The 23,550-nt window shown below is 58.7% G+C and carries 20 protein-coding genes; 2 read left to right on the forward strand and 18 right to left on the reverse strand.

What is annotated here, in order from left to right; translation table 11 throughout:
• Positions 1–5: 5 nt before the first annotated feature.
• The 14 genes from ABJT94_RS12535 to ABJT94_RS12600 form a co-directional block, all read right to left on the reverse strand.
• Positions 6–542, reverse strand: a complete 537-nt coding sequence (locus ABJT94_RS12535; RefSeq protein WP_127558449.1) for a F0F1 ATP synthase subunit delta — start codon at positions 540–542, stop codon at positions 6–8.
• Between the two features lie 9 nt (positions 543–551).
• Positions 552–1,022, reverse strand: coding sequence for a F0F1 ATP synthase subunit B (locus ABJT94_RS12540; protein ID WP_348476224.1), 471 nt, complete (start codon positions 1,020–1,022; stop codon positions 552–554).
• Between the two features lie 52 nt (positions 1,023–1,074).
• Positions 1,075–1,302, reverse strand: a complete 228-nt coding sequence (atpE, locus tag ABJT94_RS12545; protein WP_028671026.1) for a F0F1 ATP synthase subunit C — start codon at positions 1,300–1,302, stop codon at positions 1,075–1,077.
• 94 nt (positions 1,303–1,396) lie between these two features.
• Complete coding sequence (gene atpB, locus ABJT94_RS12550; RefSeq protein ID WP_348476226.1) at positions 1,397–2,281, reverse strand: F0F1 ATP synthase subunit A; 885 nt, start codon at positions 2,279–2,281, stop codon at positions 1,397–1,399.
• A 37-nt stretch (positions 2,282–2,318) separates the two neighbouring features.
• Entirely contained in the window at positions 2,319–2,651 is a 333-nt protein-coding gene (locus ABJT94_RS12555; RefSeq protein ID WP_348476228.1) for a hypothetical protein, read from the reverse strand.
• A 339-nt stretch (positions 2,652–2,990) separates the two neighbouring features.
• The gene (locus ABJT94_RS12560; RefSeq protein WP_348476229.1) at positions 2,991–3,875 is read right to left on the reverse strand and encodes a ParB/RepB/Spo0J family partition protein; all 885 of its coding nucleotides are present in this window, start codon (positions 3,873–3,875) and stop codon (positions 2,991–2,993) included.
• Complete coding sequence (locus ABJT94_RS12565; protein WP_348476230.1) at positions 3,876–4,682, reverse strand: ParA family protein; 807 nt, start codon at positions 4,680–4,682, stop codon at positions 3,876–3,878.
• Positions 4,683–4,692: 10 nt separating this feature from the next.
• Positions 4,693–5,340, reverse strand: coding sequence for a 16S rRNA (guanine(527)-N(7))-methyltransferase RsmG (rsmG, locus tag ABJT94_RS12570; RefSeq protein WP_348476231.1), 648 nt, complete (start codon positions 5,338–5,340; stop codon positions 4,693–4,695).
• Positions 5,337–7,241 (reverse strand): tRNA uridine-5-carboxymethylaminomethyl(34) synthesis enzyme MnmG, encoded by a 1,905-nt coding sequence (gene mnmG / locus ABJT94_RS12575; RefSeq protein ID WP_348476232.1) that lies wholly within the window; start codon positions 7,239–7,241, stop codon positions 5,337–5,339. The genes rsmG and mnmG overlap by 4 nt, the downstream gene beginning before the upstream one ends.
• 307 nt (positions 7,242–7,548) lie before the next feature.
• On the reverse strand, positions 7,549–8,721 hold the full coding sequence (locus tag ABJT94_RS12580) for an iron-containing alcohol dehydrogenase (RefSeq protein ID WP_348476233.1): 1,173 nt from the start codon (positions 8,719–8,721) through the stop codon (positions 7,549–7,551).
• Between the two features lie 3 nt (positions 8,722–8,724).
• Positions 8,725–10,128, reverse strand: a complete 1,404-nt coding sequence (locus tag ABJT94_RS12585; RefSeq protein WP_348476234.1) for an aldehyde dehydrogenase family protein — start codon at positions 10,126–10,128, stop codon at positions 8,725–8,727.
• Positions 10,129–10,392: 264 nt separating this feature from the next.
• A complete protein-coding gene (locus ABJT94_RS12590) occupies positions 10,393–11,763 on the reverse strand; it encodes a glutamine synthetase (RefSeq protein ID WP_348476235.1) in 1,371 nt (456 codons plus the stop codon).
• Between the two features lie 92 nt (positions 11,764–11,855).
• On the reverse strand, positions 11,856–13,130 hold the full coding sequence (locus ABJT94_RS12595; RefSeq protein WP_348476236.1) for a D-amino acid dehydrogenase: 1,275 nt from the start codon (positions 13,128–13,130) through the stop codon (positions 11,856–11,858).
• A 3-nt stretch (positions 13,131–13,133) separates the two neighbouring features.
• Positions 13,134–14,072 (reverse strand): ornithine cyclodeaminase family protein, encoded by a 939-nt coding sequence (locus ABJT94_RS12600; protein WP_348476237.1) that lies wholly within the window; start codon positions 14,070–14,072, stop codon positions 13,134–13,136.
• Between the two features lie 290 nt (positions 14,073–14,362).
• Here ABJT94_RS12600 and ABJT94_RS12605 point away from each other — a divergent pair, with 290 nt between their 5' ends.
• Together ABJT94_RS12605 and ABJT94_RS12610 are read left to right on the forward strand one after the other, a co-directional pair.
• Positions 14,363–16,840, forward strand: a complete 2,478-nt coding sequence (locus ABJT94_RS12605) for a 7TM diverse intracellular signaling domain-containing protein (RefSeq protein WP_348476238.1) — start codon at positions 14,363–14,365, stop codon at positions 16,838–16,840.
• Positions 16,841–16,941: 101 nt separating this feature from the next.
• Positions 16,942–17,514, forward strand: coding sequence for a C40 family peptidase (locus tag ABJT94_RS12610; protein WP_348476239.1), 573 nt, complete (start codon positions 16,942–16,944; stop codon positions 17,512–17,514).
• A 94-nt stretch (positions 17,515–17,608) separates the two neighbouring features.
• Here ABJT94_RS12610 and ABJT94_RS12615 read toward each other — a convergent pair whose 3' ends face one another.
• The 4 genes from ABJT94_RS12615 to ABJT94_RS12630 form a co-directional block, all read right to left on the reverse strand.
• Positions 17,609–18,643, reverse strand: a complete 1,035-nt coding sequence (locus ABJT94_RS12615; RefSeq protein WP_348476240.1) for an amino acid ABC transporter substrate-binding protein — start codon at positions 18,641–18,643, stop codon at positions 17,609–17,611.
• A gap of 154 nt (positions 18,644–18,797) precedes the next feature.
• Positions 18,798–19,640: an LEA type 2 family protein gene (locus tag ABJT94_RS12620; protein ID WP_348476241.1), complete on the reverse strand. Its 843-nt coding sequence runs from the start codon at positions 19,638–19,640 to the stop codon at positions 18,798–18,800.
• A gap of 71 nt (positions 19,641–19,711) precedes the next feature.
• Positions 19,712–20,887: an AGE family epimerase/isomerase gene (locus tag ABJT94_RS12625; RefSeq protein ID WP_348476242.1), complete on the reverse strand. Its 1,176-nt coding sequence runs from the start codon at positions 20,885–20,887 to the stop codon at positions 19,712–19,714.
• 138 nt (positions 20,888–21,025) lie between these two features.
• A complete protein-coding gene (locus ABJT94_RS12630) occupies positions 21,026–23,509 on the reverse strand; it encodes a glycoside hydrolase family 2 protein (protein ID WP_348476243.1) in 2,484 nt (827 codons plus the stop codon).
• Positions 23,510–23,550 lie beyond the last annotated feature (41 nt).

The raw sequence follows: 23,550 nt of genomic DNA on the forward strand, positions 1-23,550 counted from the left end.
CCTCACTAGGAATTCATTGCTTCAGCGAGTTTCGCCAACTTGCCGCGGACCGACCCGTCGATGACCGTGTCACCAGACCTGATCACCACTCCGCCCAGTAATGACTCGTCGATTTCGACGGTCAACTGCACCTGGCGGCTGAACTTGGCGGTCAGTTTGTCGGCCAGCGTCTTTTGCTGGCTGTCGCTCAAGGAAAATGCACTGGTCACCAGAACATCGGCGGTTTTTTCCTGCTCCGCTTTCAGCACTTCGAACTGTTCGCTGATCTCGGCCAGCAGTGCAAGACGACGATTTTCAGCCAGAACGCTGACCAGGTTAGACCCGCCCTCGTTCAGAGCATCGCCGGCGAGTTGCTGCAAAGTTTTGGCTTTGTCAGCGGCGGACAGCTCAGGATTGGCAATGAGTCGTTCAACCGTCTCATGCTGACTGATAGCGGCCAGCGTCGACAATTGCGTCGACCAGGCATCCAGTTGCTTACTGTCCAGAGCTGCGTTGAACGCGGCTTTGGCGTAAGGACGGGCCAGCGTACTTAATTCTGCCATGATCCCTCCTTACAGCTCGGCTGCCAGCTTATCCAACAACTCGCTGTGTTTTTTCGCGTCGACTTCGGAGCCCAGAATGCGTTCCGCTCCAGCCAGGGTCAGTTCGGAGATCCGGCTGCGCAGTTCTTCCCGCGCGGCGTTCACTTCCTTATCAACCTCGGACTGGGCAGAAGCCACAATGCGCTCACCTTCCACACGAGCTTCAGCTTTCGCTTCATCAACCAACTGCGCAGCGCGCTTGTTGGCTTGCTCGAGGATGGCAGCGGCTTCCTGCTTGGCTTCCTGCAGCTTTTTCGCCACATCGTGCTGCGCCAGTTCAAGATCTTTGGCAGCACGGTCGGCGGAATCGAGCCCTTCGGCAATTTTCTTCTGGCGGGCCTGCATGGCATCCATAATCGGAGGCCATACAAATTTGGCGCAGAACCAGACGAAAATGGCAAAGACGACGATTTGTCCAATAAACGTTGCGTTGAAATTCACGCCTTCACCTCGTTTTGGTTGGTTTAATCAGAGTACCCAAAGGACCGATTGATTAACCAGCCACTACGAAGATCAGGTACATCGCGATACCAACACCGATAATGGGGATCGCATCTACCAGGCCGGCAACGATGAAGAATTTGGTTTGCAGCATGGGGCCCAGTTCAGGCTGGCGTGCTGTAGAGTCCAGCAACTTACCACCCAGCAAGCCGATGCCAATAGCAGCACCGATTGCACCAAAACCCATCATGATCGCAGCGGCAACAAATACCAGTTCCATGTTTTTCTCCTAAGTTTTCTATCGTTAAGGTTTAGAGCTTTCAAGTTAAAACGTTTTTCAAAATTCGGGGCAGCCAATGAGCCTACCCGATGACCTAGTGGTCTTCGTGGGCCTGACTCAGGTACACGATGGTCAATACCATAAAGATGAACGCCTGCAACGGAATAACCATGATGTGGAAAATAGCCCACGCCATCTGCAGCACGCCAGCAAAGGCGGCGAAAAAGATGCCGGCACCAAACATCAGCGCGATCAGAATAAAGATCATTTCCGCTGCGTAGAGGTTACCGAACAGACGAAGACCGAGAGAGAACGGCTTCGCGATCAGTCCGACCAGCTCCAGAAAGAGGTTGAACGGAACAAAGATCCAGTGATTAAAGGGTGTGAACGACAGTTCCTTGATGAAGCCAAAGCCCTTCACCTTGAAGGAATAGTAGATCATCAGGAAGAATACAAACACAGCCGTGCCCAGGGTGATGTTCGGGTCGGTTGAGGGAACGATCTTCTGATACTTCACGCCCAGAAGTTCTAGCGTGTAAGGAATCAGATCGACCGGCACGATGTCCATCAGATTCGACAGGAACACCCAGACGAAGACGGTTAACGCGATCGGAGCAATCCACGGGTTCTTGCCGTGAAAGGTATCCCGCACCTGGCTGTCAATGAACTCGACGATGGTCTCGACAAAGTTCTGCATGCCTTTAGGCACGCCCTGAGTGGCTTTCTTGCCCACTCGCCAGAACGTAAACAAAAAAATCGCACCCAGGAGAATGGACCATACCATGCTGTCTACATGAAACGCCCAGAACCCCATTTGGTTGAACTCTGCGGAACAGCCACCCAGTACCCACTGCGTGGATTCCAGAGTCGAGCCGTCGCACATCGTCGCACCCGCTTCCAACTTCCCATAAGTGAGGTTGGTCAGGTGGTGCGAGATGTACTCACCCGCATTGGCATAACTGCCTGCTTCACTTGCCATATGTCACTTTACCCCTATTGGCCGCCCGTTAGAGCGGTTACTTAACCAGAATCGGTGCCAACATTGCCGACAGGGTGTTCAGTATCACCACCATCAGCAACATTGTTATGGCATTCAGGTCCGGCTGGGTCACCCACACCGGTATCAAGCCTGCTGCCAGAATAATCCATTTGCCAAACAACCCCTGGGACGTCGCCACCACGAACAGGGCTGTGTGACGCGAGCCGAAGTGCCGCAGGCTGCGCCAGGTAAAATAACTTTGTGCCACCACACACAGGGCACCGGCCCAGATCACTTCAAACCAGACATCCGGAGTCACCACCACCACTGCCAGGCCGATGACCAGGGCAGCGATTGCCTGAAACGTCACTAGCCGCCAGGCCGGGGGCCGGGGAACCGGTTTGGGCCTTGCTTGTTGAAACACCACTGTACTGTCCCGGTTATTGTCGTATGCCCTGTTGTTTTCCCCGTTCAGCGGTATGCAGAGGGCTGAACGGTCGGGCGGTTTGGGCGCCTTTCCCAAGGCCTGCCCCGCTTATCATCCGGGTTTGAGCGGTACCGGGCCATTGGAGGCTCGGCAAAACTCGGCAGAGTATATTGGAGTCGGCTAGCCGCATCAACACGCAACACACCCTCATTCCGACTTGGGCATTATCGGGCAAATGGCTGTTTTTGAACGCAATTTGACCCGACTGAACACTGTCAGGCCCTACTTTACGTGGTTCAGGATACCGTCGAGCTCATCCAGGCTGTTGTATTTGATCACCAGCGAGCCCTTGCCACGCGCACCGTGCTTGATCGACACGGTGGCGCCGAGGCGCTGAGACAGCATCTCTTCAAGATTCTGGATGTTGGCGTCGGCTTTGTGTTCCGAACGGTCCAGCCCTGTCTTCTTGCCTTCTACCAGGTTGCGCACCAGCTGCTCGGTCTGACGAACCGTCATACCTTTGGCAACCACCTGGCGAGCTGCGTCTATTTGCTGCTCACCCTGCACGCCCAGCAACGCCCGGGCGTGGCCCATTTCCAGGTCACCGTGTTCAAGCATACGGCGCACATCAGCTTCCAGACTGATCAGTCGCAGCAGGTTGGTCACCGTCACCCGGTTTTTGCCCACGGCCTCGGCCACACCCGCCTGGGTAAGATCGAACTCCTTCTGCAGGCGCTGCAATGCCAGCGCTTCTTCCATCGGGTTCAGGTTTTCGCGCTGAATGTTCTCGATCAGCGCCATGGCAATGGCGTCTTCGTCAGAGACATCGCGGATCACGGCTGGAATCTGATCCAGCCCGGCCATCTGGGAGGCGCGCCAGCGGCGTTCACCGGCAATGAGTTCGAAGGACTCGGGGCCCTGAGGGCGCACCACAATGGGTTGCATAACGCCCTGGGCGCGAATGGATGCGGCCAGCTCTTCCAGTGCATCGGCCGACATGTCGCGCCGCGGCTGGTAGGTACCCCGATGAATCCACTCGACCGGCAACAGGCGCAAACTGCCGTCATTGACATGGGAGACCGGCTGATCGGCAATGGCCTCGACTTCCCGTCGGGTCGTGATCAGAGCGTCCAGGCCACGTCCCAAGCCTCGTTTCTTAGCTGCCATTTACACAGATCCTGTTAAATGTTCGGTATCGGGTGGTTTGATGCCCTCGACCCGGCGAACCAGTTCTCCGGCCAGCGCCAGGTACGCTAGCGCGCCCTTGGAGGAGCGGTCGTACTGCAACACCGGGGTGCCATAGCTGGGCGCTTCCGCCAGCCGCACATTGCGCGGAATCACCGAGCTAAACAGTTTGTCGCCAAAATGGTCTTTTAACTGATCGGAGACATCGTTGGTCAGGCTGTTGCGCGGGTCGTACATGGTGCGCAGCAGGCCGCCGATTTCGAGTTTCGGGTTCACTACTTTCTGAATGCTTTGAATGGTGTCCATCAGCGCAGCCAGGCCTTCGAGGGCGTAGTATTCGCACTGCATCGGGATCAACACCTGCTCGGCGGCGGCCAGGGCGTTTACCGTCAGCATGTTGAGCGACGGCGGGCAGTCGATAAAAATATAGTCGTAATGATGCTTCACTTCAGCCAGGGCGTACTGCAGCCGGTGCTCTTTCATTTTCACCGACATCAGTTCCACTTCAGCCGCGGTTAGGTCACCGTTGGCAGGCAGCAGGTCGTAACCGGCTTCAGGTGTGGTAACAATCGCCTCGGCGCAGCCGGCTTTGCCGGTGATCACATCGTAAACGCTGAGGTCGATTTCATTCTTGCTGATGCCACTGCCCATGGTGGCATTGCCCTGGGGGTCCAGATCCACGACCAGCACCTTGCGCTTCATCGCCACCAGAGAGGCGGGCAGATTGGTCGCGGTGGTGGTCTTGCCGACCCCGCCTTTCTGGTTGGTAATGGCAAAAATATGTGTCAAAGCCGAATCCTTATGTCGTTCGGGCCGACAACTGTACCAGATGTCGTGCGTCCGCACTGAGTAAAGCGCTGCCCGGAACGGTAAGCGGTGTGACCCGATCGATCTGGATATCGCCCGGCAAAGCGGTGATTTCGTCGGTCGGATACAGTCCTTTCATGGCCAGAAAGTGGCCACCCGGTGCCAGCAGATGCCGGGATTTTGCCACCATATCGGCCAGGGTGGCAAAGGCACGTGACGATATTTGTGAGAAGGTTCGCTCCGGCTGCCAGGCTTCGAGGCGGCTGTGCACCACGGTTACATTACCGACACCCAGCTCCAGTTTGACCTGAGTCAGAAACCGGGTCTTCTTACCGTTGCTGTCTAGCAGCGTGACCGGTTTGTCGGGATCTACCAGCGCCAGAATCATACCTGGCAGGCCCGGGCCGGTGCCGACATCCAGTAAATCGCCCGGGCCGACGAACGGCAGAATCGACAGGCTGTCGAGCAGGTGCCGGGTAATCATTTCCTCGGGTTTGCGCACCGAGGTCAGATTGTAGGCCTTGTTCCACTTGGCCAGCAGCGCATGGTAAGCCAGCAATCGCTGTTGAACAGCCACGTCAAGTTCAATGCCCAGTTCAGCCAGACCGTCGCTTAACAGCGATGCATAGCGCTCACTCATGCGCTGTGCTGCTCGACCTGAGCCGCCTTGCTGGCCGCGGACTGCTTCTTCAGATGAATCAGCAACATAGAGACTGCCGCCGGCGTGACGCCGGAAATACGCGAGGCCTGCGCCAGAGTCTCCGGCCGGGTCTGTTTCAGCTTCTGCTTTACTTCGTTCGACAGGCCGCCGATGGCGTCGAAATCCAGCTCAGCCGGTAGCTTCATGCTTTCGTGGCGGCGCAGGGTATCGATGTCGTCCTGCTGACGCTGAATATAGCCTTCGTATTTGGCGCTGATCTCGACCTGTTCGCTGACCGCCGGGTCGAGCAAGTCAGTCGGCACCAGTTCGGCGATGTCGGCATAGGTCAGTTGCGGCCGTTTCAGCAAGTCGCGCAGGGTGGTCTCGCGTGACAGTGGCTGTGCCAGCTTGTCGTGCAAGGCTTGCGCCTCGGCCGACTTCGGCTGTACCCAGGTGCTGTTCAGCCGCTGGGTTTCGCGGGCAATGGCTTCCTGCTTGGTGCTGAAAGCCGCCCAGCGCGCGTCATCGACCAGGCCCAGTGACCGGCCAGTTTCGGTCAGGCGCGCATCGGCGTTGTCTTCGCGCAGCAGCAGGCGGTATTCGGCGCGGCTGGTGAACATCCGGTACGGTTCCAGAGTGCCCATGGTGATCAGGTCGTCGACCAGTACGCCCAGATAGGCTTCGTCACGGCGTGGCGTCCAGGCGGCTTCACCGGCAGCGCGACGGGCCGCATTGACCCCGGCCAGCAGGCCCTGGGCAGCGGCTTCTTCGTAGCCGGTGGTGCCATTGATCTGGCCAGCGAAGAAGAGGTTGCCTATGAATTTGGTTTCCAGGCTGTGTTTCAGGTCACGCGGATCGAAGTAATCGTATTCGATGGCGTAGCCGGGCCGGGTGATGTGGGCGTTTTCAAAGCCTTTGATGCTCTGAATAAAGGCGATCTGCACGTCGAACGGCAGGCTGGTGGAGATACCATTCGGGTACATTTCATAAGTGGTCAGGCCCTCGGGCTCGACAAAGACCTGGTGGCTGGTCTTGTCAGCAAAGCGGGTGACCTTGTCTTCAATCGACGGGCAGTAGCGCGGGCCAATGCCTTCAATTTCACCTGCGTACATGGGCGACTGATGCAGATTATCGCGGATGATATCGTGCGTGCGCTCGGTAGTATGCGCAATCCAGCAGGCGACCTGGCGCGGGTGCTCTTCGACCCGGCCCATGTAAGACATCACCGGCAGCGGCGTGTCGCCCGGCTGTTCGGTCAGTTGGCTGTAATCGAGGCTGCGGCCGTCGATGCGCGCCGGGGTACCGGTTTTCAGCCGTCCCACCCGGAACGGCAGCTCACGAAGGCGCTGCGACAGCGCATTGCTGGGCGCGTCGCCCATGCGGCCACCGGAATAGTTCTGCATACCGACGTGAATTTTGCCGCCGAGGAAGGTGCCGGCGGTCAGCACGACGGTGGTGGCCATGATATGAATACCGGTTTGAGTGACCACGCCGGTCACCACGTCGTTTTCCAGCAGCAGATCGTCAGCCGACTGTTGAAACAGCTCCAGATTCGGCTGCAATTCGACGATTTCCCGAATCGCGGCCCGGTACAGCTGGCGGTCGGCCTGGGCGCGGGTGGCGCGTACGGCCGGGCCTTTACGGCTGTTCAATACCCGGAACTGAATACCGGCGCGGTCGGTGGCACGCGCCATGGCACCGCCGAGGGCGTCGATTTCCTTGACCAGATGACTCTTGCCAATGCCACCAATGGCGGGGTTGCAGGACATTACCCCGACGGTATCGGCGTTGTGGGTCAGTAGCAGCGTCTGGGCACCGGTGCGGGCAGACGCGAGCGCTGCCTCGGTTCCGGCATGACCGCCACCGATCACTATGACATCGTAACGCTTGGGAAATTGCACTGAACACCTCGGGTTGAACTGAGCCGGGCCTGGTGATCAAATTTTCACCAAATCCCGGAAAATGGGGCGCAGATTATACGGATTTGTGGGGGCATTTGGCACCCCCTTTCTTACTGTGGCTCGGGCTTGTTTGGTGGCTTTGGTCCGCGCCGGATACCGGGTGTGCTTCTGCGGGGTCGGCGTGAATCCGTCCGTGGAGCCTAGACCGCAACATCCCTGTTGCGGACTCCCCCGCAGAAGCACATCCGGCACCCGTCGCTCGCCTTCTCAACAATTCCGAATGTTCAGAGCCTTTGGCCTCTTTAGCTTACAGCCGGCCATGAACGGCATTGAGGAATACCTTGGTCAGCACGGCTGCGTTCAACGGTTGTGGGTTGCCACCGGCTGAGGGGTCGACGGCGGCCAGTCGGCCGACTTCGTCTGCCTGGTCGTCTTGCACGCCGATGGCGGCCAGCGTATGTGGAATACCCAGGTCGCGACGGAACGCCAGTACCCATTCCAGCAGGGCATCGAAGGAGGTGTCTTCAAGGCCCACGGCCTGGGCCACAGGTACCATGCGGTGCTCAATGCTGGCGCGGTTGTGCACCATGATGTAGGGCAGCACCACGGCATTGGTGAGGCCGTGGTGGGTGTTGTACATGGCGCCGACGGCGTGGGAAATGGCGTGTACGCCGCCCAGGCCTTTCTGGAAGGCTATGGCGCCCATGCTGGCGGCGGTGAGCATTTTGGTGCGCGCTTCCAGGTTATTGCCGTCTTTATAGGCAACCGGCAGCGATGCCGCCACCAGGCGCATGCCTTCCAGGGCGATGCCCTCGCAGATCGGGTGGAAGCCGGGCGCGCAGTAGGCTTCGAAACTGTGGATGAAGGCGTCCAGCCCGGTTGCGGCGGTGATGTGAGGCGGCAGCGCCGTTGTGACTTTCGGGTCCAGAATGACGGCGACTGGCAGCATTTTCGGGTGAAACACGATGATTTTGCGGTGTTCGGCTTCGTTGGCGATGACCGAGGCCCGCCCTACCTCCGAGCCGGTACCGGCCGTCGTCGGAATGGCGATAACCGGGGCGATGCCCTTGGCGTCGGCGCGAGTCCAGTAATCGCCGATGTCTTCGAAATCCCAGATCGGCCGGGTCTGGCCCGACATAAAGGCGATGGCTTTACCCACATCGAGGCCGCTGCCGCCACCGAGGGCGACGACACTGTCGTGCCCGCCCTGGCGATAAGCCGTTACGCCGGCTTCGACCATAGGGCCTGTCGGGTTGCCTTCCACGTCGGCAAAGAGTGCCGCACCGAGGCCGGCACTGGTCAGCGCTGCCAGGGTGTCGGTCACCATGGGCAGACCAGCGAGCCCACGGTCGGTGACCAGCAGCGGCGCCTTGAAGCCCAGTTCCTGGCACAGCGCGGGCAGTTCCTTCAATCGGTCCGGGCCGACCAGGATACGGTTGGGCATGCCCCAGTTGGCGATTAACGAGGTGTCGGTGGTCATGGGTCAGCCTCCGCTGGGCAGTCGTAAGTGAAAACTCTTGGGTTGGGTCAGGGCGTCGTACCCGATTTCGGACAGCGACGCACCCCGGCCGGTATGTTTGACGCCGGTCCAGGCCAGGGCCGGGTCGAGCACGTCGCACCGGTTCATAAACACCGTGCCGGTCTGGATCTCGCGACCGAGGCGTTCGGCCGCGTCCAGGTCCCGCGTCCAGATCGAAGCGGTCAGGCCAAACTCGCTGTCATTCATCAGCCCAATAGCTTCTTCGTCCGAGGCCACCGGCATGATGCCAACCACCGGGCCGAAGCTTTCCTCGGTCATCACGCGCATGCTGTGATCAACCCCGGTCAGAATTTGCGGTGCCAGGTAGGCGGTGCCAGGCTGGTCTTCGGGGAATTCGCCCGGTTGAATCAGCGCTGTGGCACCGGCTTTGACTGCGTCGGCAATCTGCCCGCGCACAAAGTCAGCCGCCGAGGCTTTGACCAGCGGGCCAAGCGTTGTGGTTTTTTGCAGGGGGTCGCCCAGCACCAGTTTGCGGGTTTCAGCGACCAGCGCATCGACAAAAGGCTGATACACATCCTGGTGCACGTAAATGCGTTCCACCGAGCAGCAGCTCTGGCCGCTGTTGAAGAAAACGCCATCGGCCAGATTAACGGCGGCATCGGCAATATCGACATCCGCGCGCACATAGGCCGGGTCTTTACCACCCAATTCCAGGGCGGTACCGGCAAACTGGCCGCTGTCGGCGATGGCTTGCTGAATGCTTTGCCCACCGCGAACTGAACCGGTAAAACTGACGAAACGAATGGCCGGTTCTTTCAAAATAGCCGCCGTGGTTTCGTGGCTTAGCGTTACTGCCTGGAACACTCCCTCCGGCAAGCCAGCTTGCAACAGAACACGCTGCAACCGTTCGGCACAGAGCAGGGTTTGCTGGGCATGTTTGAGCAACACCGCATTACCCGCCGCCAGCGCTGGCCACACTGTATTGACCGCCGTCATGTAGGGGAAATTCCAGGGCGCAATGGTCAGCACCACACCAACCGGGTCGCGTCGGATGTAACGCTTAAAGCCGGGTTTATCCGGCATATCCAAGTCGGCCAGAGCGCGCGGCGCTATCGCCAGCATGTAACGGGCGCGTTCGCTGAAGCCATTCACTTCACCGCCCCCCTGACTAACAGGGCGGCCCATCTGCCAGGCCAGTTCTTCAGCTAACTCGTCGCGCTGCTCGTCAAGCAGTTCAACCGCCCGCTCCAATATTTCCACTCGTTGCGCCAGCGGCATGGCTTGCCATTTTTTCTGGGCAGCCGACGCTTGCTTTACCGCATCACGGGCCTCGATCTCACTCAGATAAGGCCGCTCGGCATACTGGGCGGCGTTTACCGGGCTGATGATTTTTGCCATCTCAGTCATATTTCATTTCCTGTTATGTGTTCGAGTGCAGCTCGTGTCATGAGTTGGAAATTCGTGGTGATTTAACCTTTTACTTGCTCAAGGACTGTTGGGTGCGTCTACTGGGGGCCGTTAGACAACAGGGATGTTGTCTCCGAGTCTACATGGATGTATTTACGGCGCGCCCCCAGTAGACGTACCCGACAGTCCGATTGGCACCGATGTCAAAGCCACCACCTACTCGAATTGCCCAGCGAATTTCTAACTCATGACACAGGCAACCTATCAAATAATTTCGAAGTACCTCTGCAATTCCCAATCGGTAATGGCTTTTCTGAATTCGCGTTCTTCCCATTCCCGGGTCGCCGCATAGTGCTCAACAAAGGCATCACCGAAAAGTTCGCGCGCTGCTTTTGAGGCACGCAACCGCCCGGCAGCCTCCATTAGCGTCGCAGGTAATGTTCGTTCGGGCGAGAACTCGACGTCGTAGGCCGTGCCTGCAATCGGTGCGTCCGGTTCTATCTTGTTTTCTATGCCCCACAAACCCGAGGCTAACGCAGCGGCCAACGCAATGTACGGGTTGATATCAGCCGCTGAAATTCGGTATTCGACACGTTGTGACTTGGGCGACCCTGGAATGGCGCGCAAGGCGCAGGTGCGGTTTTCAATGCCCCAACTGGCAGCCGTCGGTGCCCAGGCGCCGGGAATTAACCGGGTGTAGCTGTTGACGGTGCAGGCGATCATCGCCAGGAATTCCGGCATTAATGCCTGTTGCCCGCCGATGAAATGGCGCATGGTCTCAGACATCTTGTGTTCGCCACCGGCTTCATCGTAAAACGCCGAGGTACCGTCTTTCTTGTGCAGCGATACGTGCATGTGACCGCTCTGGCCCGGGTAGTCGGCCGACCACTTTGCCATGAAGGTGGCCATCATGCCGTTGCGCTGGGCGTAGACTTTGGTGAAGGTTTTAAACAGGGCGGCTTTGTCGGCGGCGTCTAGGGCGGAATCGACCGCCAGAGCCGCTTCCAGCACACCGGGGCCGGTTTCGGTGTGAAAGCCTTCCATCGGCATGTCCATGGCGTTGCAGTAATGCATAAAGTCGTTGTAGAACTCGGCCATCACCGAGCTGCGCAATACCGAGTAGCCGAAAAAGCCGGGCGTGATGCTGGTCATCTGCTGGTAGTGTTTGTCGCGCACCGACTTGGGGGTTTCTTCAAACAGGAAGAATTCGAATTCGCAGGCGGCGAGTGCGTTGAACCCAAGGCCGTCGGCACGCTCCAGTACCCGACGCAACAAACCGCGCGGGCAAATGGTTTCGGCCGGGCCGGTGAATTCACAGAGAAAGAACAGGGTGTTGCCTTCCGACGGAATCTCCCGACAGCTATCCGGCACGATGTTGACCCAGGCATCCGGGTAGGCGGTGTGCCAGCCGGTGTAGTCGACGTTGTCGTAGAGTTGGTCGTTACTGTCCCAGCCCAGCACCACATCACAAAAGCCGAAGCCGCCTTCCAGTGCCGACAGGAATTTACTGCGGCTCATGTACTTGCCACGCAGTACCCCGTCGATATCGAACACCCCGACTTTTACCTGGCTGGCATTGCGCTCTTCAATAATGGCTTTGGCGTCTGCTTTGGTTTTTACGTCTCTGGGCTGCATCTCAACACTCCTTTTGAACTGGCCTATAGATATACCTCTCCCGCCTGGAAGAGTCATCGGTTTGGCTTAAAAAAAAATCAGGAAATCGCTATTCAGCCAAACCGGTCGGGCCGAAACGCACCAAGGTCGACCGCGGCCGGTTCCCCGTCGACCAGTTGGCCCACAATTTGTGCACTCCCGGCCGACAGTGTCCAGCCGAAGGTGCCATGCGCGGTATTAATAAAGAGGTTGTCGGACGGGCCCTTGCCGATGGCTGGCGGACCGTCCGGTGTCATCGGCCGGAACCCGGTCCAGGCTTCGGCGGTCTCCAGATCAGCAGCCCCTGGGAAGCGCATGGCGGTGGCACGTTTCAGGGTGTCGAGTCGGCGGGCGGGTATGTCGCGGTTAAAGTCAGCCAGTTCGACAAAGCCGGTTACCCGCAGTCGGTCGTTAAGCCGGGTGGCCACCACTTTGAATTCATCGTCGATCACCGTCGATTGCGGTGCCTTGTCGGGGTTGGTCAGCGCCGCCGTCAGCGAGTAACCCTTGACCGGGTAAAGCGACAACTTCAGGCCAAACTCCCGGGCAACCTCCGACGACGCCGCACCGGCGCAGAGCACAAACGCATCGGCTTCGAGCTGCTCGGCAGCGCCCGGTTCATTGGCCCGGGTCAGTACCAGGGCGACCGGTTTACCAGCCTCGGTAATAACCTCGGCAACCGACTGGCCGTAATGGAAGTTAACACCCTGTCTGGCACAAACGTCCGCCAATGCCCGGGTAAACTGGAGGCAGTCGCCGGTGCCGTCGTCTTTCAGGCGCAACGCACCCAGAATGGGTGGGTTACGCGCCAGGCCCGGCTCAACCGCATACACCTCATCGGGTTCCAGCATCTGGTGCTCAATACCCAGGCGTTGCAACAACGCCGCGTTTTCGCGCAAACCCTGCTGGCTTTTCGCGTTGCTGGCCAATTCCATCAACCCGCGGTGGCCGCCGGAAAAATCGAAGGGGTGTTTCTGTTCTATATCGATGAAACACTCGCGACTGAAAGCCGCCAGCTTTAGCATGGCGACTTTGTTCGCCTCGAATAGCCCCGGCTGGCGCGCATAGCGCCAGGTATCCCAGAGAAAGCGCAGCGTTGACAGTGACGGCGGTTGTTTCATTTTCAGCGGGCCATCGGCCGATAGCAGCCAGGGCAATGCCTTGCCAATCATCGCCGGTGACGCCCAGGGGTAGACGTAGCCATAGCTGCGCTGGCCCGCGTTGGCTTTACTGGTTTCCATTCCCGCTGATGGCTGGGGTTCAATCACACTGACGGTGTGACCGCGTTGTTGCAACGCCCAGGCAGTGGTCACGCCGACCACACCGGCACCAATTACCGCTATATGCATGCTTCAGGCTCCTGAGTGCTGCTGCCAGACTTCGATGGCGGCGGCCAGGTCTTCCAGCGACGCGCCGACCGATTTAAACACCGTAATCTCATCGCCGCGCTCGCGGCCCGGAGTTTTGCCACGCAATAGATCGGCCAGGTCGGCGCAGACATCGTCGAATGTGAAATCGCTTTCGTCCATAGCCTGCAACAGGTCACCGGCTTCACCGCGGGCACCAGCGTAGGTATCGACGAACACCTTACCGCGGGCTATGGCCACGCTGTCGCACTCGCGCATGGTGGGTCGAAACGCACCAACCAGATCCAGATGCGCACCGGGCTTGAGCCAGTCGCCTTTCACCAGGGCCTCGGTTGATAGCGTGGCACAGCTGACGATGTCGGCCTGGCTCACGCTGTCGGCCAGGTCGGTCACAACACTGGACTCAAAGCGGTTCTGATACTGCGTTGCCAGTGCTGCGGCTTTCTCCGGATTGCGCCCCCAGATCTGCACTTTCCGAATGGGCCGCACACTGGCGTGGGCTTCAATCAGCATGGGTGCCAGTTTGCCGGTGCCAAGCACGACCAGCGTTGCCGCGTCAGGGTGCGCCAGTTCACGCGCGGCCAGGGCTGACGCAGCGGCGGTTCGACGCCGGGTCAGTTCGCTGCCATCGATACAGGCCAGAGGCTGACCGGTCTCGCCATTGCTGAGTAAATAGACCCCGGAAATGGCTGGCAGACCGGCGGCTGCATTTTGCGGATAGACGTTGACCATCTTCACGCCCACGTAGCCATCCGTTTGCCAGGCAGGCATCAGCAGCATGGTGGCTTCACCGTCTTTGCGATGCATCGCGTGATGGTGGCGTGGGGGCGCTTCAACACCGTCGACAAAAGCGCTCGCAATACGTTCGATCAGTGCCGGCCAGGCGAGCAACCGAGCCACCTGTTCGCTGCTAATAACTTCCATTGACTGCCTCCGTGTCCTTGATGAACGCTGCTCAATTTGGATTTTCATCATACGAGGCTGACCCTCTGTTGCAAGCACAGTACCGTCTAAGCGTCACCTTACTGACCGCTTTAACCGATTTTCTCTGAACACAGCTCGCTTGCTTGCATTGCTGGTCCTGTATCTATACTCCGCCGAACTCCCCCTATTGGAGCTTGTTGTGGGTTGCTGGGCGCACTTGAAGAAAAGGAAGGTGTAAACATCGGTCTTAGTGTTAAGCTGGGCCTGGATGCATTGTTTTGAATACGCTGATGACATCAAAAGGACAGCTTGCCACGACAGGGAACCGTGACATCGAACCGCCTTCCAGAGGCTGGTTGGGTAGCTGGGTCCCGTGGCATTCACCTCCCTTACAGCGATGCCTTGGTATCGCCTCTGTTCTGACGTTTCTGGCGTTCGGCCTGGCCGGTATATTGTTTACCGGGGCGGCCAATGCCGAGATCCGGTTGTCGCAAATCAACAACCATCTAACGCTGAATGCACTCAACGGTGGGCTGCTGCCCCTCGATACACCCCCCAGCCTTGATGCTTTACCGCAGACGTTCGAAAGCACCCCGAATTTTGGCTATGTCCGCGACGACCAAAAGGCCTGGCTGGCGCTGAGTGTCGTGAATGACACCCAGCAATCCGACTGGACGCTGGCCATCAACGCTGAAGCCGCCGATTACGTAGACGTCTACTCGGTTATGGCGGGCCAGGCCATTGACCTGAATTCCCCCATCTTTATCGCCGGCGACCGTCGCCCCAGCGGCCTGCGCCGCTATCCGTTCCCCGGTTACCTGGTGCCAATAGCCATTGCCCCCGGTGACACCCGGGAAATCTACATCGCCGCCTATGGTCGCAGCACCCTCGCCCTCGACGTCAGTCTGAACGATGAGGCGGCCCAGATACACTCGGCCACCCGTGAAATGGTACTCGATGTACTGCTGATCACACTCAGCGGTGCCATGCTGCTGTTCAATCTGGTGATGTGGCAAGTAGACAGAGACCGCTTCCGCTTTAACTACCTGATTTACCTGAGCGGCATTATTCTGTTTTCGATCTACAACTCGGGGCTTGGCTACCTCTACCTTTGGCCAGCTTCGACCTTTTTCCAACAGAATGCCGCGTTTTTTGGGCTCGCGATGTTCTTTTGGGGTGGCTACGGTTTCTGTCAGCATTTTCTGCGCACCCGCATCCATTACCCGCGGTTGCACCATGTGCTGAGCGGGCTGCGCTGGCTGGGTATTGCATCAATTCCCTTTGGCCTGCTGGATATGGTCAGCCACGCGGTCACCATAGTCACCCTGGCCAATATGATCTTTTTTGTAACGGTCATCTATCTCGGCATCAGCGCTACGTACAAAGGCCTGAATTCAGCCCCGCTGTTTCTGGTCAGTTGGTCGGGCCTGGTGATTTGCACCCTTCTGTACAATCTCTATGTGCAGGGTGCGTTGCCATCCAATTTCTTTGTGCAGCGTGCACTGTTGTTTGGGGTGGCATACGAGTCATTGCTGATGTCAGTTGCCCAGGCCAATTACCTGCGTAACGACCACCGCGCGCGCGAAGAGCGTGAGGCAGAAGCCAAAGAGGAAGCCCTGCAGACACTGGCCCGGCTCGACCAGGCCTTGCAGGATGCCCGTGACGCCAGCCGCAGTAAGGATGAATTTCTGCGTCTGGTCAGCCACGAATTGCGCACCCCCATCACCCACGCATTGGGTGCACTGGCCGAACTGGCCAGCAGCCCTCTGAAAGCCCGGCAGCAGGAACTTCTGTATTTGCTGCAAAACGCGACTCACACCACTCACCACCAGGTCGAAAGCCTACTTTCCTATGCCGAACTACTGGCCTACCCGGTGGTCAGCCGCCCGGCGGTGGTTGACGTGCGCAGCCGACTGGGGGATTGCAAAAACCGGCTGTCAGCGGCTTTCTCGACCCACGGCAGGGCCTGCACCCTGATCGGAGCCGACACCTTGCCCGGCGCCTTGTCACTCGACTGGCACAACACCCAGCATATTCTGGATCACTTGCTCGACAATGCTCTGCAGCACAGCCAGTCCGGCGATATAGAAATGAGCGCACATTTCGACGCCACTGCCCAGCGGCTAAACCTGACCCTGCGCCAGCCCAACCCCATTGATACCATTCATACGCCACCGGTGACCGACCTGGCCAACCCTGAAAACCCAGCTGACAAGACGCCTCTTTCGGGCCCGACACTCAGCCTCTATCTCAGCCAGGCCTTTGCCGACATTCTGGGCGCCGAACTGACGCGAGAGCAGCATGCCGACCACACCCTTACCCGGCTGAGCCTGCCTTGCACCAGCGCTCCCGAGCAGGAAGGCATGACCACTGAAGCGGCGCCATTGGCTGGCAGCAAAGTCCTGATCGTCGAAGACAATCTGCTTAACCTGAAACTGCTGACCGCCATTCTGGAGCGGGAGCGGTGTGAACTGGAAGTCGCCTACGACGGACTGGGCGCGGTGGAGCAAGCCGCTGCGGTTCAATACGATTTCATTTTGATGGACTGTCAGATGCCGAAGATGGACGGCTTCGAAGCCACCCGCCAGATCCGCAAGAGCGATGGCCCCAACGCCAACACCCCCATTCTGGCCATCACTGCCAACACCATGGAACGCGATCGCGACGAAGCCTTCTCGGCGGGCATGGATGACCTGATCCCCAAACCCTTCTCCCGACCGATGCTGGTAGAGCGCCTGCTACACTGGCAACAGGGCCGCCCAACCTGACTGCCCGCTGAACCCGGGTCGGCATCTTTACGCGCGCCGACTGGCCCGGGCTGGCATCGCGAGGTAAGGTTGCCTTACAGAGTTTTGACAGACCGCTGACGATGCCCACAAAATCGATGTTCCCAGCCGACGGCCTAACGCCCACCTGCCACCTGCGCAACCTGATGCTGATCACCACGGCCAGCCTGCTTCTGGCTGGCTGCGCTGGCTACCAGAGCTATGAAGCCGGCACGGTCAGCCAGCAGCCGGCGGCAACCGGTACCCATGCATCCAGACCCGGCAACACCACCGACCCAACCGGCCAATCCGCCGTTACAAGTCAGTTACAACGGGTTTACCAGCGGTATCAGGGCACGCCCTATCGTTATGGCGGCACCACACCCGCCGGCTTCGACTGCTCGGGGTTTATTGTGACAGCGTACCGTGAAGGCTTGAACCGCACCGTGCCCCGCACCACTGACATGATGCTGAGTGAAGGACAGTTCGTACGGCGAGATCAACTGCGCGAGGGGGACATCGTCTTCTTTCGCATCGGCGGCAAGGAACAACACGCAGGCATTTACCTGGGGGATAATCGCTTTATCCATTCGGCTACGTCGGTCGGGGTAACCGAGTCATCGCTGGGCAATGCCTACTGGCAACAACGGTATTCACAGGCGAGACGTTTTCTTTGATAAATTGGGTTTCGGAATATGCTACTGAGGTAGCACCGGTGGCCGCCGCGGGCGATGGTCACCGATGGGAACCCAAACTCCGATGCCTAAACAGCTACCTCAGTGGCGGCGCGTACAGTAAGCCGCCTTTGTTCCACAGCTGATTCAGCCCCCGCTCGAAGCCCAGGGTTGAATCCACACCAACATTGCGCTCGAACACCTCGCCGTAATTGCCCACCTGGCGAATGATCTGATAGGCCCAGTCGGCTGACAGGCCCATGGCTCGGCCCGTATCTGCGTTCACGCCAAGCATGCGCTGAATCACGGGTTTCGGGGATTCCCGCATGGCGTCGACATTGCTCTGGTTAACGCCGTATTCCTCAGCATTGACCATGGCGTAGACCGTCCATTTGACGATGTTGTACCACTCCATGTCGTCCTGGCGAACCGCCGGACCCAGCGGCTCCTTGGAAATAACCTCAGACAGAATGGTGACGGCTTCCGGGCTTTTCAGCCGGGTACGCTGGGCATACAGCTGCGACAGATCGGAGGTTAATACGTTGCACCGGCCAGCCTCGAAGCCGCGCAGCGTCTGGTCGGAAGTGGCGAAGACCACGGGCTGATAGTTCATGCCGGTTTCCCGGAAGTAATCAGCCACATTCAATTCACTGGTGGTGCCGCCCTGAATGCAGATCGCCGCGCCATCCAGTTCCTGTAGCCCGCTGATCCCTGAAGACTGGGTAACCATAAAACCCTGGCCATCGTAGAACACAATGCCCGCGAAGATCATGCCCAGGGTGGTGTCCCGGGCGTGGGTCCAGGTGGTGTTGCGCGACAGCATGTCCACTTCGCCGGAGCCCAGGGCGTTGAACCGGTCGCTCGGCGGCAAGGGCGTGTAGCGTACTTTGCTGGCATCGCCCAGCACTGCTGCAGCGACTGCCCGGCAGACATCCACATCGAGACCGCTCCATCGGCCTTCGGCATCGGGGTTCGAGAAGCCGGGTATCCCGGTCGAGACACCGCAATCGAGGTAGTTTTTGCTGCGCACATCACTGAGTGTTGAGGCCTGCGAAGCGGTTGCCAACAGTGTCAGCCCCGCCAAAACCCCCATCATTCGACGCCCTGCGGACGCTACTGCATTGCTGCCCATTCTGAACCCCTGCTGTCGCTACCCGAGCCCGGTGGCATCGGGTGTGAGCCTGGTTAACACGGCCCTTCGGTTGTCCGGTCACTATTCATCGGTAAAGGCATCGGTACTAACACCGATACAGACTGATAGTAGCAGCCTGACCACCGCCTATCATTTACCGGCTAACCGATCCGGTCAAGGAGGGCAGATCGAGCCCCAGATCCGGGCTGCGCATATTGCCGGACCAGTTCATACCGAGGCTCGACGGCCATTCGCCGCTGCGCAGGGCTTCAAGCAAAGAAACGCCCAGCCCCCCAAACCCCAGTGACACCTCGGTCGTCTGGCGCTGGGTAACGCCAGCGCCGATGTCCATTTCCGACAGTGACATTCTTGAGAGACTGCGCCCGTTGGCTTCGATGCCCACATCGAAGGGGCCGGTTGCCAGGTCAAAGCGGTTCGGGTTGGTGACCACCAGGTCCAGTGCCAGCGTCAGGCTGGTGAAGCCGATGTCTTCTACCCGCCAGTCAGCCAGGCTAACCTGAGGCGACTTCGGTACCGGCACGGTAAAGTCGTGTGACCAGTCGAGCTGGCGCGCGCCCAGCACAGGCACCGACAGCGTCGGCTGCAGTTTCAGTTCCAGGTTGGCTTCTCCAGCGGCATAGGCATCACGCGCGCGCTGCAACAGACCGGCAGCAGTGACGGTCCAGTCGAATTCCAGGGTGGTGGATGAGCGGGCCGCCAGGCCGTTTAGTGTCGGGGTGCCCAGGTCGATCCAGGGTTCGCCGTCGAGCCAGAGCTGGGCGGCAAATTCGGTGATCGGCAGGCGATAGGCGTTGGGGTTGGTCAGTTTAACCTGGCTGGAGCCGTTGACGCCGGTCCAGGTGATGCCGGTCAGCCGGGTGGACTGGTGATCAAAGCTGGGCTGGCGATAGGCATCGTCCACCCCAAAACCGGCACAACCGCTGAGTATAAAGGCGGTGGCAACCAGGCCACCCAGACTTAACCATTGCTGACGCATAGTGTCGATTCCATAACGTGGGTAAACCCTCACTTTACTGGATCTGGTCCACAAGGTCCCGCCTCAGTCGATCAATTTTCAATAACCCGCAAAACTTCCAGACACGCACACAGCGTATGGTAATCACACTTGGCACCGGCGGCGCTCTTCTCGTTGGAGACTTTGCGGTTATCCCGGTACAGCACTCTGAACCAGGCACCGTAGTCGTGGTCGACAAAGTGGTCCCAACTGTATTGCCACAGCTGCTGGTAGCAGTCGCGGTAGCGTTCGTCATCGGTGGCCTGCAATAACAGCGCGGCGGCGGCAAAGCTTTCGGCCTGCACCCAGAAGTATTTGTCGTCATCGCACCATGTGCCTTCGGGGTCGAAGCCGTAGACCAGGCCGCCGTGTTCGGCATCCCAACTGCTTTGCCAGGCCCGGTCGAACAGGCTTTTTGCGCGTTCAATATAGCGCGGTTGCGGGTCATGGCGGTGCAGCATCAGCAGCAGTTTGGTCCACTCGGTCTGGTGGCCGGGCTGGAAGCCCCAGGGGCGGTAGAGGTTTTTCGGGTCCTCTTTGTTGTAGTCCCAGTCGATGTTGAATTCGGTTGTGTAATGCTCCCAGACCAGTCCGTCGGTGAGGTCGGCCTGACGAAAAGCGATGTTGTCGGCGAGGGTTTTGGCGCGTTCGAGAAAGCGGTTGTCCTGGCTGGCTTCATAAGCCGCGATCATGGCTTCGCAGAGGTGCATGTTTGAGTTCTGGCCGCGGTAGTCGCTGAGCACGCCGTGGGCGCTGAGCTCATCGGCATAGAGTCCATAGTCGGCTTGCCAGAAGCGCTGTTCCAGCAAATCATAGGTGCGGTGCAATGGGTCCGCATTGTGGATAACGCCCGCTTTCAGACAGGCGGAATAAGCGAGCAGGACGAACGCATAACCGTAGGCTTGCTGGGTGAGGTCTTCGGGTTCATGGTCGCGCAGGGTCCAGGCATACAATGCTTCTTCGTCACGCCAATGGACCTGCTCGACATAGTCGAGGCCGCGCCGGGCACGAATTCGATATTCTTCGAGGTCAAAGTGCAGGCCGGCCAGAGCGTAGTTCACCACTAGGCGGGTGCTGCTAACCAGCTGACGAAAGCCAGGGTCGAAAACATCGCCATTGTCATAGTAATTGTGAAAAAAGCCACCGCTCGGGTCGTCGACTCGCGGGTCGTAAAACGCCAGTATCGACTGACAATGCTGGTTCAAAAAATCACGATCGTAAAAATTCACAGAGCGGTCCTCTTTTTTGGGTATCTCTAATGTCGGAGTTTGCTCAGGAGACCAGCAGGGGGTGCCGGGCCAGGGTCTTGAGCGTTGCTCTCGGCGTATCGGGCATCATGTTCCCTTCCTTCTCCTGACTCACCCCCCTCATTTCAAACTCACCACAACGCCTTGGGTTTTCCGGTAACAGGCGGCCAAATCGTAAACCGACAACACGTCCCGGCCAAAGGGCTGGCCTTGCCAGCGCAGGGTTTTGGCTTCGCCGGGCAGTAATGTAAAACTGTTGTCGCTCCAGCGACCGGTGCCCGGGCTGTCCAGTGTGACGAAGTGCGCGGGGACGTCGGTGCTCAGGGTTGCCCAGAGGCTTTCCGTGTCTTCACCTGTCGCGATGGTCAGTGCTGCCTGCGGCAATTCCAGTTGCTTCCACACAGCAAAGTAAGCAGTGGCGTCGCATTCGCCTTTTGTAACGGGAATCGTCGTTGTGCCGGTTGTTTGCTCAAGTTCATAATCGCCGCGGGCAACGGCAAAGGTTTCAGTTGGGTTTTCCGCGGTTACCTCTATCAGGCACAGGCTCTCCCCGGCTTCCAGTCGCTGGTTGATCGGCGTTGTTTGCACGACTTTCCCGTCCAGCCCGATGATTTGCCACTGGCCACTCAGTTGGGCCGGTACGGGCAAGTCGTTCACGGCAATCAGTTGCTGCGTCGCACCTTCGCCGATCCAGAACCATTGCACCGGCTGGTAAAAACGCCGGGCGTGGTAGTGCATCTGCTTCCAGCCGCCGCCGTATTCCAGGCTGCTCCAGGAGGCCACTGGCCAGTTGTCGTTTAGCTGCCAGTAGAGGGTACCCATGCAATGCGGGCGCAACGTGCGCCAGTATTCGATGGCGGTTTTCATCGCAATGGCCTGTTGCACCTGGCTTAAATACAGGAACTGGTCGAAGCCCATCGGGAAGCGAAAATAGCGGGTGAACATCTCAACGATTTTGGCGTTCCCGGCCGGGTTTTTCTGATGGACCTCCATGACCGGGCTGGTGACATTGTGGTCATCGGGTTCGGTAAACGATTCAATAACGCCTTTCGACGGGAACGACTGATAGCCAAATTCGCTGCAGAAACGCGGTTTAATGTCATAGTAGGCGGAAAAGGATTTGCCCGAATGCCAGACGTCCCAATAATGGATGTCGCCTTTGTTGTCATCGTGCCAGGCGTCGCCAAAATCCAGTTCGCCGTTGCACGGCGAACTGGGCCAGAACACCCGACTCGGGTCGGCGTGCTGCACTGTGTCGTCCAACACCCGGTTAAGCCGATCGTAATTAACCAGATACTTTTCGCGGTTGTTGCGTGACGTTTCATACCAGTTGATGGCGCCGATCACTTCGTTGTCGCCACACCAGATCGCAATGCAGCCGTGGCTTTGCAGGCGCCGCACCTGCCAGTCGACTTCGAGAGTCACATCGTCCAGAAACGCCGGGGTACTTGGGTAGAGTGAACAGGCAAACATCAGGTCCTGCCATACCAGCAGGCCCAGCCGTTCACAGGTTTCATAGAAGGCATCGTGTTCGTACAGGCCGCCGCCCCAGACCCGGATCATGTTGAAATGCGCCGCGGCCGAAGCTTCGAGCAGGTGGTGATAGTGCTCGGGTGTGTGGCGTGCTGGAAAGGCATCGGCCGGTATCCAGTTTGCACCCTTGGCAAAAATTTCGACGCCATTGACCACAACCAACATTCGGTTACCGGCCTCATCGGCACTCAATTCCCAATGCAGATCGCGCAGACCGATGTCGCGTTGCCAGAGCTGGCCGTCCATCTCGACCGCCAGCCGGTATAGAGGTTGGTCGCCATAGCCATTGGGCCACCAGAGCGACGGATCGGTCACCACCAGTTCGGCCTGGCCCTGGTTCTGCCCGGGCATCAGGGTCAATTCAACCGGCTGCGAGCCGGGCAGCCCGAGATGAAGGCGCTGTTCGGTTTGAGCGGCACCCATTGTATCGACCGTGACCTGCAAGCGTGCTTCACCGGGCTGGTGCTGCTGGGTGACACGAACGGTATCGAGCAGGCGATCGGAATGCACCTGAATCAGCGGTGCTGTATAGAGGCCCGTCGACATCAGACAAATGCCCCAGTCCCAGCCTGCGTCGCACTGAGTTTTGCGCACCGTGTTCATGTGCGGTATCTGGTTGTTCGATTCACTGTAAGGCACCGGGAATGGCAGTTGCGCAGCCCGATCCGAACCCAGTTTGGCGGCATCGTGCATGGTGATGCGCAGGCGGTTTTCGCCAACCCGGGCCTGGGATTTAATGTTCAGATAAAACCGCCGGAACAGGTTCGACAGTTCAGCAACGGGTTCGTCGTTCAACGTGACCGATGCGTGAGTATCCAGATACTCCAGTTGCAGGGTGATATCGCGGAGCAGATCCTGCTCCGACAACTCGAACGCTCGCTCAAGCACCCAGTTGTGCTGATGCACCCATTGTACCCGGCCTTCGTTGTCCCGATAGAAAGGGTCGGGAATGTCGCCGGACGCTAACAGGACATGATGCACATCCACCGGAACGTGTACATCATAGCATTGCTCTGGCGCGTCCTCGCGGAACAGCTGCCACTCCTTTAGAGACACGGTTTTAGTGGCCATGAAGAACCTCCGATCGGTTGCGGTCTATCCATAGTACCCGG

The organism is Saccharospirillum sp., assembly GCF_039982735.1.
Lineage (GTDB): Bacteria > Pseudomonadota > Gammaproteobacteria > Pseudomonadales > Natronospirillaceae > Saccharospirillum.

What these genes read in the sequence shown, in the direction of transcription:
- ABJT94_RS12535 (WP_127558449.1), bottom strand. Translation starts at nt 542, where the DNA reads ATGGCAGAATTAAGTACGCTGGCCCGTCCTTACGCCAAAGCCGCGTTC.
- atpE (WP_028671026.1), bottom strand. Translation starts at nt 1,302, where the DNA reads ATGGAACTGGTATTTGTTGCCGCTGCGATCATGATGGGTTTTGGTGCA.
- atpB (WP_348476226.1), bottom strand. Translation starts at nt 2,281, where the DNA reads ATGGCAAGTGAAGCAGGCAGTTATGCCAATGCGGGTGAGTACATCTCG.
- ABJT94_RS12560 (WP_348476229.1), bottom strand. Translation starts at nt 3,875, where the DNA reads ATGGCAGCTAAGAAACGAGGCTTGGGACGTGGCCTGGACGCTCTGATC.
- rsmG (WP_348476231.1), bottom strand. Translation starts at nt 5,340, where the DNA reads ATGAGTGAGCGCTATGCATCGCTGTTAAGCGACGGTCTGGCTGAACTG.
- ABJT94_RS12580 (WP_348476233.1), bottom strand. Translation starts at nt 8,721, where the DNA reads ATGACCACCGACACCTCGTTAATCGCCAACTGGGGCATGCCCAACCGT.
- ABJT94_RS12585 (WP_348476234.1), bottom strand. Translation starts at nt 10,128, where the DNA reads ATGACTGAGATGGCAAAAATCATCAGCCCGGTAAACGCCGCCCAGTAT.
- ABJT94_RS12590 (WP_348476235.1), bottom strand. Translation starts at nt 11,763, where the DNA reads ATGCAGCCCAGAGACGTAAAAACCAAAGCAGACGCCAAAGCCATTATT.
- ABJT94_RS12595 (WP_348476236.1), bottom strand. Translation starts at nt 13,130, where the DNA reads ATGCATATAGCGGTAATTGGTGCCGGTGTGGTCGGCGTGACCACTGCC.
- ABJT94_RS12600 (WP_348476237.1), bottom strand. Translation starts at nt 14,072, where the DNA reads ATGGAAGTTATTAGCAGCGAACAGGTGGCTCGGTTGCTCGCCTGGCCG.
- ABJT94_RS12605 (WP_348476238.1), top strand. Translation starts at nt 14,363, where the DNA reads ATGACATCAAAAGGACAGCTTGCCACGACAGGGAACCGTGACATCGAA.
- ABJT94_RS12610 (WP_348476239.1), top strand. Translation starts at nt 16,942, where the DNA reads ATGCCCACAAAATCGATGTTCCCAGCCGACGGCCTAACGCCCACCTGC.
- ABJT94_RS12615 (WP_348476240.1), bottom strand. Translation starts at nt 18,643, where the DNA reads ATGGGCAGCAATGCAGTAGCGTCCGCAGGGCGTCGAATGATGGGGGTT.
- ABJT94_RS12620 (WP_348476241.1), bottom strand. Translation starts at nt 19,640, where the DNA reads ATGCGTCAGCAATGGTTAAGTCTGGGTGGCCTGGTTGCCACCGCCTTT.
- ABJT94_RS12630 (WP_348476243.1), bottom strand. Translation starts at nt 23,509, where the DNA reads ATGGCCACTAAAACCGTGTCTCTAAAGGAGTGGCAGCTGTTCCGCGAG.